Origin of the sequence: Lascolabacillus massiliensis, from assembly GCF_001282625.1 — a bacterium.
Lineage (GTDB): Bacteria > Bacteroidota > Bacteroidia > Bacteroidales > Dysgonomonadaceae > Proteiniphilum > Proteiniphilum massiliensis.
On sequence record NZ_CTEJ01000001.1, the window covers coordinates 1,028,575 to 1,049,050 of the forward strand.

Annotated in this window: 21 protein-coding genes; 14 read left to right on the forward strand and 7 right to left on the reverse strand. The window is 35.8% G+C overall.

The window, feature by feature from the left end:
• The first annotated feature begins 63 nt into the window (after positions 1-63).
• Positions 64-1,095, forward strand: a complete 1,032-nt coding sequence (gene holA, locus BN1354_RS04200; RefSeq protein ID WP_053826307.1) for a DNA polymerase III subunit delta — start codon at positions 64-66, stop codon at positions 1,093-1,095.
• On the opposite strand, the gene BN1354_RS04205 is transcribed toward holA, so the two are convergent.
• Positions 1,096-1,587 carry a glutathione peroxidase gene (locus tag BN1354_RS04205; RefSeq protein ID WP_045090880.1) on the reverse strand — a complete coding sequence of 164 codons (492 nt, stop codon included), beginning with the start codon at positions 1,585-1,587 and terminating at the stop codon, positions 1,096-1,098. It lies immediately after the preceding gene.
• A gap of 861 nt (positions 1,588-2,448) precedes the next feature.
• Between BN1354_RS04205 and BN1354_RS04210 the strand changes: the two genes are divergently transcribed.
• From BN1354_RS04210 to ung, 7 genes are all read left to right on the forward strand, one after another.
• Positions 2,449-2,898 (forward strand): helix-turn-helix domain-containing protein, encoded by a 450-nt coding sequence (locus BN1354_RS04210; protein ID WP_074010706.1) that lies wholly within the window; start codon positions 2,449-2,451, stop codon positions 2,896-2,898.
• Between the two features lie 141 nt (positions 2,899-3,039).
• A complete protein-coding gene (locus BN1354_RS04215; protein ID WP_053826309.1) occupies positions 3,040-4,380 on the forward strand; it encodes an APC family permease in 1,341 nt (446 codons plus the stop codon).
• Between the two features lie 120 nt (positions 4,381-4,500).
• Entirely contained in the window at positions 4,501-5,034 is a 534-nt protein-coding gene (locus BN1354_RS04220) for an SAM-dependent methyltransferase (RefSeq protein WP_045089567.1), read from the forward strand.
• A gap of 296 nt (positions 5,035-5,330) precedes the next feature.
• Complete coding sequence (locus tag BN1354_RS04225; protein ID WP_045089566.1) at positions 5,331-6,104, forward strand: dihydroorotate dehydrogenase electron transfer subunit; 774 nt, start codon at positions 5,331-5,333, stop codon at positions 6,102-6,104.
• Positions 6,092-7,003 (forward strand): dihydroorotate dehydrogenase, encoded by a 912-nt coding sequence (locus tag BN1354_RS04230; RefSeq protein ID WP_045089565.1) that lies wholly within the window; start codon positions 6,092-6,094, stop codon positions 7,001-7,003. Before BN1354_RS04225 ends, BN1354_RS04230 begins: the two co-directional genes overlap by 13 nt.
• 148 nt (positions 7,004-7,151) lie before the next feature.
• Positions 7,152-8,189 carry an aspartate--ammonia ligase gene (gene asnA / locus BN1354_RS04235; protein ID WP_045090879.1) on the forward strand — a complete coding sequence of 346 codons (1,038 nt, stop codon included), beginning with the start codon at positions 7,152-7,154 and terminating at the stop codon, positions 8,187-8,189.
• Between the two features lie 14 nt (positions 8,190-8,203).
• A complete protein-coding gene (gene ung, locus BN1354_RS04240) occupies positions 8,204-8,866 on the forward strand; it encodes a uracil-DNA glycosylase (RefSeq protein WP_045089564.1) in 663 nt (220 codons plus the stop codon).
• A gap of 58 nt (positions 8,867-8,924) precedes the next feature.
• On the opposite strand, the gene sufB is transcribed toward ung, so the two are convergent.
• On the reverse strand, positions 8,925-10,376 hold the full coding sequence (gene sufB / locus BN1354_RS04245; RefSeq protein ID WP_053826310.1) for a Fe-S cluster assembly protein SufB: 1,452 nt from the start codon (positions 10,374-10,376) through the stop codon (positions 8,925-8,927).
• Between the two features lie 206 nt (positions 10,377-10,582).
• Between sufB and BN1354_RS04250 the strand changes: the two genes are divergently transcribed.
• Entirely contained in the window at positions 10,583-11,152 is a 570-nt protein-coding gene (locus BN1354_RS04250) for a YceI family protein (RefSeq protein ID WP_045089562.1), read from the forward strand.
• Between the two features lie 83 nt (positions 11,153-11,235).
• Here BN1354_RS04250 and BN1354_RS04255 read toward each other — a convergent pair whose 3' ends face one another.
• The 3 genes from BN1354_RS04255 to pheS all read right to left on the reverse strand — a co-directional run bounded on the left by BN1354_RS04255 (position 11,236) and on the right by pheS (position 14,294).
• Positions 11,236-12,099: a DUF3298 and DUF4163 domain-containing protein gene (locus BN1354_RS04255; RefSeq protein WP_053826311.1), complete on the reverse strand. Its 864-nt coding sequence runs from the start codon at positions 12,097-12,099 to the stop codon at positions 11,236-11,238.
• A gap of 19 nt (positions 12,100-12,118) precedes the next feature.
• Positions 12,119-13,198, reverse strand: a complete 1,080-nt coding sequence (locus tag BN1354_RS04260; RefSeq protein WP_052673142.1) for a DUF4831 family protein — start codon at positions 13,196-13,198, stop codon at positions 12,119-12,121.
• Positions 13,199-13,274: 76 nt separating this feature from the next.
• Positions 13,275-14,294, reverse strand: a complete 1,020-nt coding sequence (gene pheS / locus BN1354_RS04265; protein ID WP_053826312.1) for a phenylalanine--tRNA ligase subunit alpha — start codon at positions 14,292-14,294, stop codon at positions 13,275-13,277.
• A gap of 143 nt (positions 14,295-14,437) precedes the next feature.
• Between pheS and tilS the strand changes: the two genes are divergently transcribed.
• The 3 genes from tilS to serS all read left to right on the forward strand — a co-directional run bounded on the left by tilS (position 14,438) and on the right by serS (position 17,380).
• The gene (gene tilS / locus BN1354_RS04270; protein WP_045089559.1) at positions 14,438-15,754 is read left to right on the forward strand and encodes a tRNA lysidine(34) synthetase TilS; all 1,317 of its coding nucleotides are present in this window, start codon (positions 14,438-14,440) and stop codon (positions 15,752-15,754) included.
• Positions 15,755-15,839: 85 nt separating this feature from the next.
• Complete coding sequence (locus BN1354_RS11980; protein ID WP_157360182.1) at positions 15,840-15,977, forward strand: hypothetical protein; 138 nt, start codon at positions 15,840-15,842, stop codon at positions 15,975-15,977.
• A 131-nt stretch (positions 15,978-16,108) separates the two neighbouring features.
• Positions 16,109-17,380, forward strand: a complete 1,272-nt coding sequence (serS, locus tag BN1354_RS04275; protein ID WP_045089558.1) for a serine--tRNA ligase — start codon at positions 16,109-16,111, stop codon at positions 17,378-17,380.
• A gap of 31 nt (positions 17,381-17,411) precedes the next feature.
• Here the strand turns inward: serS and BN1354_RS12115 are convergent, their stop codons facing one another.
• Both BN1354_RS12115 and BN1354_RS12120 read right to left on the reverse strand, forming a co-directional pair.
• On the reverse strand, positions 17,412-18,197 hold the full coding sequence (locus BN1354_RS12115) for a nicotinamide-nucleotide amidohydrolase family protein (protein WP_231623069.1): 786 nt from the start codon (positions 18,195-18,197) through the stop codon (positions 17,412-17,414).
• Between the two features lie 113 nt (positions 18,198-18,310).
• Positions 18,311-18,640: a molybdopterin-binding protein gene (locus BN1354_RS12120; RefSeq protein WP_231623070.1), complete on the reverse strand. Its 330-nt coding sequence runs from the start codon at positions 18,638-18,640 to the stop codon at positions 18,311-18,313.
• A 143-nt stretch (positions 18,641-18,783) separates the two neighbouring features.
• Here BN1354_RS12120 and BN1354_RS04285 point away from each other — a divergent pair, with 143 nt between their 5' ends.
• Positions 18,784-19,041: a type B 50S ribosomal protein L31 gene (locus BN1354_RS04285; RefSeq protein WP_045089556.1), complete on the forward strand. Its 258-nt coding sequence runs from the start codon at positions 18,784-18,786 to the stop codon at positions 19,039-19,041.
• A gap of 171 nt (positions 19,042-19,212) precedes the next feature.
• Entirely contained in the window at positions 19,213-20,472 is a 1,260-nt protein-coding gene (locus tag BN1354_RS04290; RefSeq protein ID WP_045089555.1) for a lipoprotein N-acyltransferase Lnb domain-containing protein, read from the forward strand.
• Positions 20,473-20,476 lie beyond the last annotated feature (4 nt).

Consider the following 20,476-nt stretch of genomic DNA (forward strand, 5'->3'; position numbering starts at 1 on the left):
CAGCCCTTATAAAGATCATTTTTTCATATTATTAATCCATACATAATCATACTAAATATATAAATGGCAGCTCCATCATCAAAGAATAGTTACGAAGCAATTAAAAATGATATAGTTAACCGGCGTTTTAAACCCATTTATCTTTTTATGGGTGATGAGTCTTATTTTATTGATGAACTGACTGAGCTGCTGTCTGAAACCGTGCTTACTGAGTCTGAAAAGGACTTCAATATGCAGATATTTTATGGTGTGGATTCTGATGTTAACGAGATAATTGCTTCAGCCCGACGCTTCCCGATGATGGCTGAATATCAGCTTATTATCATTAAAGAGGCACAAAATCTGGATAAGTTTGAGTTGCTCGAAGTCTACGCTAATAATCCAATGCCAACAACAATTTTGGTTATCAGTTATAAGCATGGAACCGTAGATAAGCGTAAGGCAATAATAAAAAAAATAGACAAGGTAGGAGTAGTGTTTGAGTCTAAAAAATTATATGACAACCAAATACCGGGCTTTATTACCACTTATCTTAAAACAAGAGATATAGGCATAGATGGTAAGTCGGCTCAAATGCTTTCTGACTTTGTAGGAAATGATATTAGTAAGCTCATACCGCAGCTCCAAAAACTTGAGGTATCACTGCCTCCGGAGTCTACACACAGACGAATTACTGCCGAAATGATCGAGAGGAATGTAGGCATAAGCAAGGATTACAATAATTTCGAGCTGGTGAAGGCGGTCGCCAAGAAAGATATAGCATCGGCAAGCAGGATAGTTGACTATTTCAGTAAAAATCCAAAGGAAAACCCAATTATGGCCACTGTTGCAGTGCTATTCAATTATTTCAGTAATTTACTTGAATGCTTTTGGTTACCAAAGAAAGATGAAGTCTCTGTTATGGCAGCATTAAACATAAGATCCTCATTTTTCGCACGTGATTATATGGATGGGATTAGAAATTATAATGCGACAAAGGTAATGAATATCATCTCTGAGCTAAGAACTGTTGATGCTGCTTCTAAGGGTATAGATAACATTTCAGCAACTCATGGTGAGCTGCTGAAAGTACTTATTTATAAGATAATGCATTGATTATCCTCCGGTAATCCACTTAATGATTTTCTCACTCATTGGGCTTTCTTTAGGTTGCACAACATCAACAAGATTACCCTCTTCATCAATCATAAACTTCTGAAAGTTCCAGGTTACTTCCTGATCAATCTTACCATTTTCAGATTTATGTGTAAGCCAATTATACACCGGAGCCTGGTCTTTACCTTTAACGCTTATTTTATCCATCATTGGAAAAGTTACTCCATAATTTAAAGTGCAAAACTCCTTAATCTGAGCATTCGTGCCAGGCTCTTGTCCGGCAAAATTATTCGCAGGAAAACCTATTACAGTAAAGTTTCTATCTTTATACTTATCATATAGTGCCTGCAAATCTTCATACTGAGGAGTGAGTCCACATTTTGAAGCTACATTCACTACTAATACCTTCTTTCCTTTCAAAGAGGCAAGGTCGAATTCTTTACCATCAATATCCTTTACAGTGAAATCATGAAATGTTTGTGTTGTTTGCATATTACTGTTTTTACTATTATTCTGATTCTGCTTGTTTTGCCCTACGCATTGTAGAGCTACGAAAGTAAGTAACAGCACAAGCCAAGGTCTTATAGAAAGTTTCATATGAATAATATATTAAATGTTTTAGTTTTAGTTGCTTGACTATGATTAAACAGTATAAACTTAAATCTGTTCATTATTTAAGCCAGGAAATTATTTTTTTTGATCTATGGCCAGGAAATGAAGTTAACGGTCTGGAAGGTCAAGTAAACAATATTAATTCAACGATTGTATTTTAATTGATATGTAAATAATCCCGCGTTTAATATTTCTATATCCATATAAAATTGTTTAAATAATTTACATTTATAATTTACATTTGCTTAAAAAGTATAGTAACATATGTATACTTGACATAAGTTACAAATGTTTTAGCTAGTGGAATTTATGTTTGTGTAGAGTCAATACAATTATACATTTATCGTTTTAACATACTGTTGCAGGATTGTTTTATGATGCAAACAATACTAAATATCAGTGATATATAGATATAATGTAGATTAAAGGATCATAATTATAATCTAAACAGATCATACCTCTGTTTATTAAGTTAAAATAACCACATTTTATATGATTAAATATCTATATATCAGTTCAATATAATTTAAATAGCAACTTTTAGTTTAATCTATTTTATATAGTAATTTGACTTGATTCGGCACTATTATTACAAATGTATCCATAAAGGTCACCAAATGTAATTTACAAATATATACATCAATGGTTTTCATTTGTAAATAAAGTTTTTTACATTTGTGACTCAACATTTGTTGTAAATAGTAGGCTAATGTATCGGGTTAATTTAATTGAGTATTCAACATGAAAGATCGAATTAGACTTATAATGGAAAAAGAGAACCTTACTCCGGCTAAATTTGCCGACATGTTAGGTATTAACAGAGCTGTTATCTCTCATATATTAAATGGCAGAAACAACCCTAGTCTCGACGTAGTAACTAAAATTCTGGGAGATTTAGATTACATTAATCCTGAATGGCTAATTAATGGTACAGGCAACATGTATAAAAATGGAATAGATCCTGAATCAATTCGTAAAGAGCCCGATTTATTCAATCAGCGTGAAATATTTCCGGGTGAAAGTAAGAGAAGCGCAGAAAATCACGAGGATACGAGCTTAAACAACCAGGAAGTCAGCACTCAACATACAGAAAATAAACAGGTTGCATCTGTTTCAAAGCCTGAAAAAAAAATTACTCAGATAATTATTTATTATAACGATAACACTTTCGAGAGATTTAATCCATACTAAATATATTTTCTTTCTTTATCATTTTTAAAAGAATAGTATAAAAACGTTAAACAATAAGAAATAAGAGAAATAGTTGGCTTTATATTTAATATCTTTGATTTTAGGGTCTTTACTTGAGTACCAATTAAAACTAAAATCATTATGCTTGATACCAATTCAGCCCCAAAGCCTACTTTAAGATTAATAGATGCTATTGTCCTTATTATTGGAATTGTTGTAGGAGCAGGCATTTTCAGAACCCCCTCTGTAGTAGCATCAAATTCCCCAGATGATTTTTGGTTTTTAATGGTTTGGGTTTTAGGAGGATTAATCTCCCTGATTGGAGCATTATGTTATTCCGAATTAAGCAGTACATTTCCAAATGCCGGAGGAGATTATCATTTTCTGAAGCTTGCATATGGTAAAGATTTCTCATTCCTGTTTGCATGGTCCAGAGCAACAATAACACAAACCGGTTCCATCGCAATTCTAGCCTATATAGCAGGTGATTATCTTACACAACTGTTTTCCCTTGGCATTTACTCCTCTACCTATTACTCCATTATCATTATTTTTATCCTTACACTATTCAATATTCTTGGAATTCAATTTGGAACAGGAGTACAAAAATTTCTTTTATCGTTACAGGTTATTGGCATACTGATTATTGTCTCCGCAGGTCTGTTTGGGACACCAGCAGAAACAATTGCTTTAAATGAACTGCAAACTCAATCAGCTATATCCCCAACAGCCTCAGTCAGTTTAGCATTAATATTCGTTTTACTTACATTTGGAGGATGGAATGAAGCTGCTTACATATCTTCCGAGTTAAAAACCGGAAGCAAGAATATGGCGCTTGTTCTGATTGTAAGCATAGTTATAATAACATCTTTATATCTGCTCATTAATATGGCATTTCTACGAATTTTGGGCTTAGATGGCATCTCCTCTTCAGATGCAGTAGGTGTTGATATGATGAGAGCAACAATTGGCGAAAAAGGGGTTATTCTAATTGGCACGCTTGTAATATTTTCAGCCCTCTCTTCTATAAACACAACAATATTTACAGGAGCACGAGCTAACTATGCACTCGGCAAAGATTTCAAAACACTCTCATTCCTTGGGAAATGGAACGGTCAGAAGTCTGCTCCCATAAACTCTCTAATACTACAGGGAATAATATCAATTGCCCTGGTAATATTAGGCGCATTCACACGAAGAGGTTTTGAATCGATGGTAGACTTCACCGCACCCGTTTTCTGGTTTTTCTTTTTATTTACCGGAATGAGTCTTTTCATCCTAAGAAAGAAATATCCATACACAACAAGACCCTTTAAGGTTCCACTATATCCAATTACACCAGCCATTTTCATCATTTTTTGTGCCTACATGCTATATTCAAGTCTGACCTACACAGGCATAGGTTCATTAATTGGTGTTGCAATTCTGCTTTCCGGCTGGATTTTCTCTCTATTCTTCAGAATAAGAAAACAAAAAAACTAACATCATACAGAACATATTAGATCAAACATCTGTTTATCAAATATATCAATAAAATCAGCTTAACTACTATCAAGTAAAATATAAAGTATATAACCCCTTATAACTCTAAAATAAAAAAGTATGAAGCTAATCAATTACCTGTTTATTTCTTTTTTAGTATTGGGTGGTATGCAGTTAAATGCACAACAGCTCGTATTGGATGTTCCCTATGTACCAACACCCCAGGAAGTAGTAGACGGCATGCTGGAGCTTGCTGATGTAAAAAAGGGAGAAGTTGTTTATGATTTAGGTTGTGGAGATGGCCGCATAGTTATAACTGCCGCTAAAAAATTTGGTGCAACCGGTATAGGTGTTGATCTAAATCCCGAAAGGATTGAAGAAGCAAATGCCAATGCAGTTGAAGCAAAAGTAACAGATAAGGTAACATTCCACGAAGGAGATCTGTTTAACTTCGATTTTAGCAAAGCAGATGTTTTAACTCTCTATCTGCTCCCTGACGTAAATCTCAAACTGAAGCCTAAGATTCTGGCAGAAATGAAACCCGGAAGCCGTGTTGTTTCTCACGCTTTCAATATGGGTGACTGGGAGCCGGATAAGAGCATAACCATTGATGGCAGAAATGTTTATCTATGGATCATCCCTGAAAAGAAATAGATAAACCTACAAATATTCCATATCATTCAGGTGATTAAATCTTACCTGCTTCTTACCTGGTTCTTACCAGCTCCTTAAATAACTTATACAATCATGAGGATGTTCAGGAGTTGGTAGGAACTTTTCAGTTACTAAGATCATACTTTGTATGTACTTTCTTTATAACTATTTACGGTTAGATTAGTACTCGGTTCGGACATGATTTGTAACTAACTAATACTATTTACTAAACATTCTCAACATTGCTGAATTAAAAATTAAGATGTACTTTTGTGATGAATAATATATAATTTACGATGAAGGTACTCGATTTTATTGTCTGCTCCAATGAACCACTAAACGACCAAAATCATCTGATAAAAGTTGTTCCGGCTAACAATGAGCCAATGCCGGAGATGTTTCCGGGTCAGTTTGTGCAGATCCTTGTCAAAAACTCACCAAATGTATTCCTGAGAAGACCAGTTTCAATAAACAATGTCGATTTAGCTAATAACGAGTTGTGGTTATTGGTTAAACGAGTTGGAGAAGGTACGGAAAAAATTTGCAAGTCATCTACTGGTGATATAATGAACCTTATATTTCCTTTGGGTAATTCATTCACAATTCCGGAAGAAAAATGCACTACACTGCTTATAGGAGGAGGAGTTGGTACTGCTCCAATGCTTTTTCTTGGTAAAAAACTTTCAGAAAAGGGTTACAATGTCAATTTCCTTTTGGGTGGACGAACTGCATCGGATATTTTGCAGATAACTGATTTTGAGAAATATGGGAATGTTTACTGTACAACCGAAGATGGTTCATTTGGTGAAATAGGGTTTGTTACCGATCACACTATATTACAAAACAATAAATTTGATTTCATATATACATGCGGACCCAAACCAATGATGGTAGCCGTAGCAAAATATGCCGTCAGCAAAGGAATTGAGTGCGAAGCTTCATTAGAAAACCTCATGGCCTGTGGCTTTGGAGCCTGTCTCTGCTGTATAGAAAAAACAGTTAGAGGCAACATTTGCACATGCACAGAAGGTCCCGTTTTCAATATAAAAGAATTAACATGGCTGGATTAGAAGTACAAATAGGTGATCTGAAATTCAAAAATCCGGTGACAACAGCATCGGGTACATTTGGATATGGAACAGAGTACAAAGATTTTATTGATTTAGGAGCTCTGGGAGGGATTTTTGTTAAAGGCACAACACTTGAACCACGACAGGGTAATGATTATCCCAGAATGGCTGAAACGCCTTCAGGAATGCTAAATGCGGTTGGCCTTCAAAACAAGGGTGTCGACTACTTCATAAACCATCTTTATCCTGAAATTAAAGATTATGACACTAATATCATCGTAAATGTTTCAGGTTCTACAATTGAAGATTATGTAACCACTGCGGAAAAACTTGCAGATCTGGATAAAATGCCTGCAATTGAGTTAAACATTTCATGCCCAAATGTAAAAGAGGGAGGAATGTCTTTTGGGGTCTCATGTGAGTCAGCTGCAAAGGTTACCCGTGCAGTTCGAGACGTATTTCCCAAAACCTTGATTGTTAAGTTATCTCCTAATGTAACCAGTATAAGTGAAATTGCCCTGGCTGTTGAAGGTGCAGGAGCTGATTCTGTTTCGCTTGTGAATACTTTTCTTGGAATGGCTATTGATATTGAGAGCAAAAAGCCAAAACTGTCAACAATAACCGGAGGTTTATCAGGACCATGCATTAAACCAATAGCAGTGAGAATGGTTTGGGAAGTATATAATACTGTAAAGATCCCCATTATTGGAATGGGTGGTATTAGCAACTGGCAGGATGCAATTGAGTTTATATTAGCAGGATCAACAGCAATTCAGGTAGGTACATACAATTTTATAGATCCAACAGCATCAGTAAAAATAATAGAAGGTATAGAAGAATATCTTGACAGACATCGAATTACATCAGTTACAGACCTTGTTGGTCAAATGCGCATATAAAACTTCAAACTTTGTTATAAGTGATTCAATATTAACTAAAATACTATCAAATTGTATTATTGTTTAGTGATCTGTTTGACAAAATGAAAATATATTGTATCTTTGCTCATCAAATCAGACATTTTTCAACAATATGACAATACAGGCTATGCCAAATTTGCACATCCCAATTGACTATGCTCCGATTCTTAATCTAAAGCAGACCGAACTGGGCATAAAGAATATAAAAGATTTTTTTCAGGTAAACCTCTCCTCAGAATTAAGGTTGCGTCGTGTAACTGCTCCTCTTTTTGTAGAAAGTGGAACTGGTATAAACGATGATCTTAATGGAATTGAACGTCCTGTTCGCTTTCCCATTAAAGATATGGATGATAAAAGTGCAGAAATCGTTCATTCACTTGCTAAGTGGAAAAGGCTAACATTAGCCGACTATGAAATAGAGGAAGGTTTTGGGATTTATACGGATATGAACGCAATCCGTGCGGATGAAGAACTTGATAATATCCACTCACTTTATGTTGATCAGTGGGACTGGGAGCTTGTAATTGGTGAAAAAGACAGAAATATTGCATACCTGAAGCAGGTTGTCAGAAGGATATACGCAGCAATGCTTCGCACTGAATATCTGGTTTATGAGCTGTTCCCATCTATTACACCACAGCTACCTTCAGAAATAACCTTTATTCATTCAGAGGAGTTGCTTCAAAAGTATCCCAAATTGAATGAAAAAGAGCGTGAAGATGCCATTACAAAGGAGTATGGTGCTGTATTTATTATAGGTATTGGAGCACCACTTTCAAACGGAAAGCCACATGATGGACGTGCTGCTGATTATGATGACTGGAGCACAATTAACGATGATGGTTATAAAGGTTTAAATGGTGATCTTCTTGTTTGGAATCCTGTTTTAAAGAAAGCTGTTGAACTTTCTTCCATGGGTATCAGGGTAAATGCTGAATCGCTTGAGAGACAGCTGAAATCACTTGGACAGGAAAACCGACTTTCACTCTACTTCCATAAACGATTGATGAACAATGAACTTCCATTGTCGATAGGAGGTGGTATTGGTCAGTCACGTTTATGTATGTATTACCTTCGCAAGGCACATATAGGTGAAATACAGTCAAGTATTTGGCCTCAGGAAATGAAAGAAGAGGCACGTAAAAGAGGCGTGTTCCTGATATAGAATCATTTTTGTTCATGCAAGTAAGAATTGAAAAAAGCTGGGGAGAACAGTTAAAAGAAGAATTTGACAAACCTTATTTTCAACGATTAACCGAATTTGTCAGGAAGGAATATAGTTCAACTACTGTTTATCCTCCTGCTAAATTAATATTTAATGCCTTTGATTCTTGCCCATTTAATGAGGTAAAAGTGGTAATTGTTGGTCAGGATCCCTATCATGCCCCGGGTCAGGCTCATGGATTATCTTTTTCTGTAAATGATGGGATAAAGATTCCCCCTTCTCTTATAAATATTTACAAGGAGATACGTGATGATTTAGGTATCGAGATTCCATATTCAGGCAATCTGGAGAGGTGGGCAAAACAGGGAGTACTTTTGCTTAATGCTACTCTTACTGTAAGAGCACATCAGGCAGGATCTCATCAGAACAGAGGCTGGGAAGTGTTTACAGATGCTGTAATCAATAAATTATCCAGAGAATCGGACCATTTGGTTTTTATGCTTTGGGGATCATATGCACAGCGAAAAGGGGCATCAATTGATGCGAATAGGCATCTAATATTAACATCACCACATCCTTCGCCGCTTTCTGCTCATAGAGGTTTCTTCGGAAACAGACATTTCAGCACAGCAAACAAATATCTTATAGCAAACGGAAAAAACCCTATTAACTGGTAATCCAGTCCATAGGGTTTTAACTGTATGTTTATAAATTAAAGGAAATTATCTCTCCTGATTATCCAACACTACCTTCAAGTGATATCTGCAATAACTTTTGAGCTTCAACGGCAAACTCCATAGGTAGTTTATTAACCACCTCTTTTACATAACCGTTAACGATAAGGCCAATAGCCTCTTCTTCGCCCAAACCTCTCTGGTTGCAGTAGAAAATCTGATCTTCACTTATCTTTGAGGTAGTAGCCTCATGCTCAAGAACAGCACTTGGGTGCTGAATATCCGTATATGGGAAAGTGTGGGCACCGCAGTGATCAGTAAGCAGTAAACTATCGCATTGCGAGTGATTGCGAGCATTTTCAGCCTTCTTAGTAACCTTAACCAGTCCTCGATAACTATTCTGACTATGACCTGCTGAAATACCTTTAGAAACGATTCTGCTTCGTGTATTTTTTCCGATATGAATCATTTTGGTACCGGTATCAGCTTGCTGGTAGTTATTTGTAACTGCAACAGAGTAGAATTCTCCAACTGAATTGTCTCCTGCAAGTATACATGAAGGATATTTCCAAGTAATTGCTGATCCTGTTTCAACCTGCGTCCAAGAAATCTTTGAATTTACACCCTTACAGATACCTCTCTTAGTTACGAAATTATATACACCACCATTTCCGTCTTTATCTCCCGGATACCAGTTCTGCACAGTTGAATACTTCACCTCGGCATTATCAAGTGCGATAATCTCCACAATAGCCGCATGCAGCTGGTTTTCATCCCTCATAGGAGCTGTACAGCCCTCAAGGTAGCTAACGTATGAGTCATCATCAGCAATAATAAGTGTACGTTCAAATTGCCCTGTATTTGCAGTATTTATACGGAAATATGTTGACAACTCCATCGGACAGCGAACACCCTTGGGAATATAAACAAAAGAACCATCGCTGAATACAGCAGAATTAAGTGCACCAAAAAAGTTATCTTTATAAGGAACCACACTACCCAGATATTTTCTTACCAGGTCAGGATGATGTTTTACAGCTTCGCTGAACGAACAGAAAATAATTCCTTTTTCAGCCAGCACCTCTTTAAAGGTAGTTTTTATAGATACACTATCCATTACTGCATCCACAGCAACGCCAGTAAGCATTTTTTGCTCTTCCAGCGGGATACCCAGACGCTCGAACGTTTTCAGAAGTTCAGGATCCACTTCATCCAAGCTCTTAGGATTTTTCTTTTTTGAAGGATCAGCATAATAAATCATGTCCTGATAGTCAATTTCAGGAATATTCAGGTGTGCCCAGTCGGGCATCTCCATTGTTAGCCAGTGACGATATGATTTTAATCTGAATTCAAGTAACCATTCTGGTTCTTCCTTCTGCTCTGAAATATGTCTAATAACATCCTCATCCAGCCCTTTATCAATAACATAGGTTTCGACATCTGTGGTGAAACCATATTTATAGTCCTGGGTGGTTAATTCAGTTAATATTTGATCTTGATCTAGTTCTTGCATTTTAATTATAGTTTTAAAGAAACCACTTTATATTATATTGGCGAACAATAATATTCTCCATACAATCCCAAACAACCAATTATAAGTTTTGTTTATGCAAAGATATAGCTTTTTCGCAAATAATCTTTCATAACTTATAATCAGTGAACAAACAACTATCTTTAAATGTTAAATGAGTGCAAATATAAATCAAAAAAATTATGTATATGAAAAAAGTATTACTATTATTTGTAGCAGTAATAACGGGCTTTAGCTTACTAGCCCAGTCTCAATATAAGGTTGACCCGGCCCATACTTCGGTAAATTTCAAAGTAAAACATAGTGGGATCACCTTTGTTAGTGGTAAATTCGAGAAATTCGATGGTGGTATTATCGGTAGTATGGATAATGCAGAACAAGCGCGTATCTTCTTTAATGTAGATGTGGCAAGTGTAAACACCGGTGTTAAAATGCGTGATGATCATTTACGCAGTGCAGATTTCTTTGAGGTTGAAAAATTTCCTTCAATGTCATTCGAAAGCACCTCTATTGAGAAAGTTTCAGATAATAAGTACAAACTTAACGGAAAACTTCAGATAAAAGATGTAACAAAAGATGTTACTTTCGACGTGGACTACGGTGGTTCAGTTAAAGGTCAGAATGGTTCTGAAGTTATTGGTTTTACTGCCAAGAACACCATTAATCGTCTTGATTACAATGTTGCATATGACCCTGATGCTGCAGGTATAGGAAAAGATGTACACATAGTTATTTACCTTGAATTCAAGAAAGAGTAACTATCTTAATTTTGAGAAAAGATAAAAAATAAGGGCCGGATATTTTCCGGCCCTTATTTTTTAATGTTTATATGTTGTCTTGACTACTTTTTATTCAAAAAAAGTTTTGCAACAATACTTTCAGGCAATAAAATATCTGTGAGCTCAGAATAGGGAACAGTAACATCAATTACACCCATTGCATAGGGAGCAATTTCATATTGATTATATGAGTAATGTATACCTTTTTCGCTAAGCCAGAAGTTCTCATTTGGAACAATATCATCAATTGTAAAAAAACCTCTCATAAGAAGTGAGTCAGGAATTTCTGCATTAAAGTCTTTCATCAAACTCTCTACAATCTTCTCTGTTAGCTTATTATAATAACCCGGAATAAACAGATCCTCTTCAGATATAGTTACCAAATCGATCAGGTTGATATTTGTGTATGTTATACGGTATGAACCATGAGCGCCACCCTCATAATCACTATACTCAACTGCATAGCTTAAAAGAGAGTCGTTTTGAAAAAGTATTTTGTTGACTGTGTTCATATAATACCAGTACCAAACAGGTGTTTTGCCATCCAACCGCGACTTATCTTCATAAAACATATTTGAGAGCGACTGGTATCTTTCGGTATACTCATCAAGATATTTCTCAACAGCAGCGTCAGGTGTCATGGAGTCGAAATCAGTATTTCCAAAGAATGTACCTTTAAAAATCTGTTGTAGTCTTTCTGTGCTTTCTGCATCACGAAATCTAACAGGATAAGTAAAAGAAATATTTACATCAGCATAAGGCAAAGTAGTATCATTTACCGACAATAATGGAACCTCTTTATGGATAACAATGCTGTCGTACAATATCTCTGCTGATCTGCCTTTTCCCATTTTATTGCATGATGACAACAATATTATTGATGACAGAGCCAGAAAGACAACAGTTTTTAAATTCCAAATTCTCATATAATGTATATTTTTATCGTTACTGGATAATCTGCTTAATAGCCCCTAACTCGGGATAGAAGTAAACTTTTATAGGTTGCTTGTTATTATCGAACATCTGCTTTACAAGTACATCCTGTGAACCGAATTGAACCACATCCACCTCTATTGACTTTAATGTTCTATTACCAAACTCAATAGTTAATTCACCTTTACCCGGGATATTATAAACAACACCCTGTGTCAGTTTAGATTCCAGTCTTTGCAGATCACGATCAGAAAGCTGCATTGTCACCTCAGGTGTTTTGCGTACAAGTGAAAAATAGATAGGCTCACCAGCGAGATTATCGGCATCAAGCGGACCAAGTTTCTCAGAAAAGCGAGCCAGTACCTCCCGATTAATATTTCCTGTTTCAGGAATAATCTGATATGTAACAGTAAAATATTCAGTTGTAACACTACCGGAGAATAGCTCAGTCAAAGCTTTTTCCTGACGATTAATCTCTTGCATAACAACATTATATGCATTTCCATCGGGGGGCATATTAACTGCTTCACCCGAAAGAATATCATTTCTGTTACGACGAAGATCAAAAATCTGTCTGGCAACAAGTTCAGCCTGCTTTGCAGTTGAACCCGCCATTAAAGTCTCCTGTGAGAAGTAGCGACGAGGATTTTCAGAAGCAGTCTCACTAGCAGGGATAATCAACTTAGGTACTGTTTCATCTTCAGGTTCAGCATTTATAGCAGCAATCAGTCCATCCTCCCTAAGATATACAAAAGGTTCAATAGTCCTTGATCTGAATTCAACCATAAAAGAGTTGGTTTTGTCAGGGATACCTTTGTTAATCACTTCAATTCCCTCCAGAGTATGAACAACTCTGTTTTCGGTAACAGGATTATCTACTGCCAGATAACGCTGGGCATACGGATAAAAATCTCCTTTCTGATATGTTGTCTTTTTTACCAGAAACTCAACCACAAATGATGTTTTGGGCAAAGAATATACTACTCCATAATCATTTGCTTTTATAGCGTTCACTCTAGTAGTTTTCTGAGCAAAAGCACAGTATGATATAATAAGCAACAGGGGAAGAATAAAATATTTTGCTCTCATCATTATTTATAGTTTTTCAAGATTATTTGTTCTCACGTTAATGTAAATATAATTAATATTTCAGACAATGAGAAATGAATTAATTTGCCGACTTAAACTGTTCGATGAAGCGTACATCATTTTCTGAGAACATTCTAAGATCTTTTACCTGATATTTAAGATTGGTAATACGTTCTATACCCATTCCAAGAGCATATCCTGAGTAAACCTTACTGTTAATACCACAATTTTCAAGCACGTTAGGATCTACCATACCACAACCAAGTATTTCTACCCATCCGGTATGCTTGCAGAACGGACACCCTTTACCTCCGCAGATATTGCATGAGATATCCATTTCGGCACTTGGCTCTGTGAAAGGAAAGTATGAAGGTCTCAATCTGATTTTTGTATCCTCCCCAAACATCTCCTTTGCAAAGAATAGAAGAGCCTGTTTTAGATCTGCGAAAGAGACATCTTTATCGATATACAGAGCTTCTACCTGATGGAAAAAACAGTGTGCCCTATAAGAAATAGCCTCGTTTCTGTATACACGTCCCGGGCAAATTATCCTGATTGGAGGCTGTGTGTGCTCCATTACTCTGGTTTGAACAGATGAAGTATGTGTGCGAAGAACTATCTGAGGATCATTCTGTATGAAAAAAGTATCCTGCATATCGCGGGCCGGGTGATCATCAGCAAAATTAAGAGAAGAAAACACATGCCAGTCGTCCTCAACCTCAGGTCCCTCCGAAATTGAAAATCCCAGTCTTTTAAATATATCATTTATTTCCTCTTTTACAATGGAAATAGGATGTCTGGACCCTAATGAAATGGGATAAGCAGTGCGAGTAAGATCAATATCCATAAAACCTGAGTCCTTATTTTCAAATTGATCTTTCAGCAGATTTATTTTTTCTGTTGTCCTCTGCTTTAATTCATTAATTTTCACTCCAATTTCACGTTTCTGCTCTGAGGGAACGTTTCTGAAATCGTCCATCAATGATGGTATAACCCCTTTTTTACTTAGGAACTTAATTCGTAACGCCTCCAGCTCTTCGGTATTATTAGCTGACATTTGCTCTACTTCTGAGAGAAGTGCTTCAATCTTATCTATCATTTTCTGTTATTAATTATAAATTAATACTTGTGCAAAATTACTGATTTTATTGCGATATATGCAGATTTTTGACTCTAAAGATTTAATATGAGAGCCAAAATGAGTTTTTTATAGTACATTTGTTTTAACAATTAGATCAAAAAATGATAGACAGAGTACAGAAATTCATACAAAGCGAGAAACTGCTGCCACACAATGCCAAAGTTATTGTAGGGCTAAGTGGGGGTATGGATTCTATGGTATTGCTGGACTTACTTGTTCTGCTTGAATATAGGTGTATTGCTGCACACTGTAATTTTCATTTAAGAGGAGCTGAATCTGACAGAGATGCAGATTTTGTACGTAAATGGTGTAAGAATACTGATATACCTTTTACAAGTATTGATTTTGACACAACCGGTTACGCAGAAGACAGAAAAATATCTATAGAGATGGCAGCACGTGAATTGCGTTATGAGTGGTTCGAGATTTTACGCAAACAATATGAGGCCGACGCTATTGCAGTAGCTCATCACAGGGATGATTCAGTAGAGACAGTTCTGCTAAATTTGATAAGAGGTACTGGAATTAAAGGATTGAGTGGTATTTCTCCCAGGAATGGATATGTTGTTAGACCACTGCTTACTGTATCACGCTCAGAAATTGAAGATTATATAATTGAGAGAGAATTACCATATGTAACCGATAGTACAAATGATCAGGATATATATTTACGCAATTATCTGAGATTAAATGTCATACCTAAGCTTGAAGTGGTTAATCCTTCTGTAAAAGAATCAATCATCAGAACTTCAAAAAATATATCCGAAGCAGAAAAAATATATTCAGAATCTATTAGAGAATATATAGATGTAGTTTTCATTAATGATAAGATTAACATTCCAATGCTAAAGAAAACAGCTTCACCTCAATCTGTATTGTTTGAGCTGCTGTCACCTTTGGGATTCACTTCTTCAACTATAGAAGATATATTTCAGAGTATGGATTCAACACCTGGAAAAGTTTTTTTGTCAGATAGATACAGAGTAATAAAAGACCGATCTGATTTTATATTGGAAAAAATAACGTCTGATATCATCTCAGACGAACACTACCTTATAGAAGAAGAATCAAAAGAGATCACTTTTCCTGTACGTTTTAATTTAAGAAAAGAGAAAACACCTGTCAAAATAGAGAAGAAAAAAAATATTCTATATGCTGATGCGGATAAACTTAAATTTCCTCTGATAATGCGTAGATGGAAAGCGGGTGATTGGTTTATTCCCTTTGGCATGAACGGGAAAAAGAAGTTGAGTGATTATTTTACAGACCGCAAATTTAGCTTGAAAGACAAAAAAGAGGCATGGGTAATTCTTTCGGGAGAAAACATTGTCTGGATTGTAAATGAACGTTCTGACAATAGATATAAAATTACAGATGAAAGTAAAAACATTTTCATAATTGAATATGTTGATAAATAAAGTTAATTAAAGCAACGTTTTTGCTTCTCTTGCATCTATCTATTAAGATACACATGTAAACAAAAATTAAATACAAAATTTATATATGAAAAATAATACAGTTAAAGACCTTTTAATGCTTGGAGCACTTGCCGGTGTAGCCTATTATGTAGCCCGTTATTATCGTCAGAAAAAACAAAAAAATAGAGAGGCACGCGAATCCCTCCATTTTCAGCTATTCTGATAACCAATTGAATCTACATTATTTTATACCTGCTGATTATTAAAATTGAGGTATTTTTGTACCTTTGTGGGATTATAATTGCAAATTTTTAAAAGTAAAAATCTGATTATTGAGAAATCAGCTAAAATTGTATGCTTACACTTAAAGTAATAAACGAAAATCCCGGGGAGGTTATAAGTCGTCTTAAGAAAAAAAACTTCGACGCTAAAGAGATTGTTGAGAAGATTATTGAGCTTGATGCTATTAGAAGGAACAGTCAAACTTCACTTGATGGAGTTTTATCGGAAATAAACTCGATATCAAAATCTATTGGATCGCTTATTAAAGAGGGCAAGAAAGATGAAGCTACTTCGGCCAGAGAGAAAGTAGCCACTCTTAAAGAATCTTCTAAAGAGCTTGAAGCAACCTTGAAAGATGCACAGGATAAGATAGAAGAGCTACTAGTTACAATTCCTAACCTGCCGCATGAATCAGTTCCGGAGGGTAAAAGTGCTGAAGATAATCTGATTGAACGTAATGGTGGTGTAATGCCATCATTAGAGAAAGATGCCTTACCTCACTGGGATCTGGCCAAGAAATATGATCTGATTGATTTTGAGCTTGGCGTAAAGATTACTGGTGCAGGATTTCCTGTTTATAAAGGAAAGGGTGCAAGACTACAGAGGGCTTTAATCAATTTCTTCCTGGATAATGCACGTGATGCAGGGTTTATGGAGGTTCAACCACCCTATGTTGTAAATAGTGATTCAGGATTCGGTACAGGTCAGCTACCTGATAAAGAGGGGCAAATGTATCATGTTGGACTTGATGACCTCTACTTAATTCCTACAGCTGAAGTCCCTGTTACAAACATTTACAGAGATGTAATCCTTGAAGACAAGGATCTGCCAGTAAAAAACACTGCATATTCAGCATGCTTCAGAAGAGAAGCCGGTTCTTATGGTAAAGATGTACGTGGACTTAACCGTCTGCATCAGTTTGATAAGGTTGAAATTGTTTGTATTGATAAACCTGAAAACTCATATGCGCGACTGGACGAAATGGTTTCTTATGTGCAGACACTGGTTGAAAAACTTGAACTGCCATGGCGTATACTTCGTTTATGCGGTGGTGATATGAGTTTTACTTCAGCACTTACATTCGACTTCGAGGTATATTCAGCAGCTCAGGAACGCTGGCTTGAAGTAAGTTCTGTTTCAAACTTCGAAAGCTATCAGGCAAACCGACTGAAATGTCGTTATCGTGATGAAAACCGCAAAACACAACTTTGTCACACACTAAATGGAAGCGCACTGGCACTGCCACGTATATTAGCGGCATTGCTGGAAAATAATCAAACGTCTGAAGGTATTAGAATTCCTAAAGTACTGGTACCATATTGCGGATTTGATATTATAGACTAAATAGATTTATAAATAAACTACTTGTGATGCTCTAGCTTTTCAACATTTGCAGAAGCTGGAGCATTGCTGTATTTGCTGTTCTTTCGACGTTTTCTCTGCGACTGCGACCCACATTGTACTTATTAGAAATGATCTTATCATTGTATTGTGTTGCAATCCAAACTGTGCCAACGGGATTTTCTTTTGTACCACCATCAGGCCCCATAATACCGGACACAGCTATACTGCAGTCGGTATGAAGTTTTTTAGCCACTGTACGAGCCATCTGTTCAACAACTTCGCCACTTACAACACCATAAGTTTCTATCAAATCCCTGTCTACATCAAGCAATTCTTCTTTTATGAGACTGTCATATGAAATAATACTACCCTCAAAATATTGCGATGAACCGGGAACGGTTGTAATTTTATGTGAGATGAATCCACCTGTGCAACTTTCTGCAGTGGATAGGGTAAGATTTTTTTTTCTTAGTTTACCTCCAAGTATTTCTTCAGGCATTTTAGCTCCTTTTGACACAATATTTAAACCCAGTAATTTCTTTAATTTTCGTGCCTGCAGCTTTAACTCCACTTTATGTTCTTCTCCCCATACAGATAATCGCAGCCTTATATAACCAAGTGAGGGCAGATAGGCTAGGGAAAAACCTTTAGGCAGCTCTAGTTCATATTCTGCAAGTTGAGTTGCCAGAGCGGACTCACTTATACCGGTTACTATGCAAGAACGGCTAAGATATTCTGTGATCTGAAATCTTTCCTGAAGTCGCGGTATTATCTCATCACACATTGCATTTTCCATTTCAAAAGGAACACCCGGCATGGATATCAAAACTTTTCCATCTTTTTCAAACCATAATATAGGAGCTGTACCTAACTTATTCTGTATAACAGTGCAATTTGCAGGAACATAGGCCTGTTTTCTGGTAAGCTGATTCAGAGGAATATTTTTCCTAAAAAAATAGTTTCAATATTCTGCAAGACTTCATCGTTGAATTCTAATGCAGTATGAAAATATTGACACAGAGTATGTTTGGTTATATCGTCGTTTGTTGGTCCTACGCCCCCGGTAAGTAGAAGGATTTCAGCTCTTTCAAATGCATTGTCAATTGCTTTAACAATACTGTCTGATTGATCACCAACAGAAGTTATTGCTGCTATATCGAATCCGCTTTGAGTTAACTCTCTTGCCATCCAAGCAGCATTTGTATCCACAATCTGACCTATAAGAAGCTCATCTCCAATAGTAATAATTTCACTCTTCATATGAATTTATCTATCATAATGAACGCAAAATAAGTTATTATATTTCAGAAAAAGAAAAAAGGAGTCTGTTTATTTTTTTTATAAAACAGTTTATTGTATCTTTGCCATCCGAAAATTGCCAATCATAAAAACAGAAGGTAAAAATGAAAAAAGAGATTCATCCCGATAATTATCGTCCCGTAGTTTTTAAAGATATGTCGAATGAAGAGATTTTTATTTCTCGCTCAACAGTTAATGCAAAAGAAACTATAGAAATTGACGGAGTTACATATCCACTAGTAAAACTTGAGATCACAAGTTCTTCTCACCCTTTCTACACAGGAAAACAAAAATTGGTGGATACAGCCGGACGTGTTGATAAATTTATGAGTCGTTACGGTAATCGTAATAAGAATAAATAAAACCGGTCACAATTTTACGAAACTGAATAGCGGTGGTCTAAAAAGGCCACCGCTATTTGTTTTTTGTATTTATGTGTGATTTAAAGCAAATTTATCTATTTTTGTCATCTGCACTGGTTTTGCCATAGATATGTGGATAAATCAATGTATAATGGATAATAGATCTGCACAATGAAAAAAATAAACTTCACTATAATGCTTTTGATTACACTTTTTTTTATCAGTAATCAGGCAAAATCACAAATTACACTTCATGAAGATGCAGAAGTAAGTCTTCTGACTGCCTCTCCATGGAATGGAGCAGTTTATGCTCTTTTTGGTCACACTGCAATTTACATACATGACGATTCAACCGGAGTTGATGCAGTCTTTAACTATGGCTACTTTGATCCTACTCAGCCCAACTTCATATATAATTTTATAAGGGGTAAAACAGATTATATATTGGGAGTTGATTTTTATGATCAATTTATTGCTGAATACTCATATAAAGGCCAAAAAGTAACAAAGCAAATTTTGAATCTCTCAGCAGCTGAAAAACAGCAACTTTACAACGCTTTATACATTAATTCTTTACCTGAAAACAGGGGTTATAGATACAATTATTTTTATGATAATTGTGCTACACGACCAAGGGATATGATTGAAAAATACTCAAAATCACAAATTATTTATCCAGAAACAAGCAAAGAGCAAACATATCGCGACCTGGTTCATGAGTGTCTTATAGATTATCCATGGTTTGAATTTGGTATAGATTTGCTGATTGGCAGTGATGCAGATAGAATAATTAATGTTAGAGAAAAGATGTTTATCCCTTCATACCTGATGGATTCATTTGAAGGTGCACTATTTCAGAGCAATGATTCTGCAAGCAATAATCTTGTAGGCAATACTGAAATTTTATTGGAACATAATGCAGAACGTAATAATCCGGGCAAAAAAACATTCTTTACACCTTTAGTTGCAGCTTTATTTTTGCTCTTGCTTACAATCTTTGTGAGTATAAACCAAATATACAAATTAAACAAGACCAGAATACCGCGAATATTTGATACCATACTTTTTGGAATTGCAGGAGCAGCGGGTACTATTATATTTGTTCTGATGTATTTTTCAGAACATCCTGCAACCAATCCCAACTGGAATTTTGCATGGTTAAATATATTTGCCCTTTTTGCTGCTATTTTATTTTGGGTTAAACCGGCAAAGAACATCGTTTATTTCTATCATTTCATTAACTTTGTAGTCTTAACTCTTTTTCTTTTATCCTGGTGGTTTTTACCACAACATCTACCTTATGAAACAATACTATTTTCATTGTGTTTATGGGGAAGATCAGGAGTAAATGCACTGCTGTTAAATAAAAAGAGACGAGTAAACAGTCGCTTTACCTCCAGCAGATATATGAAGGCGGGTTGGGGACAATAATTAA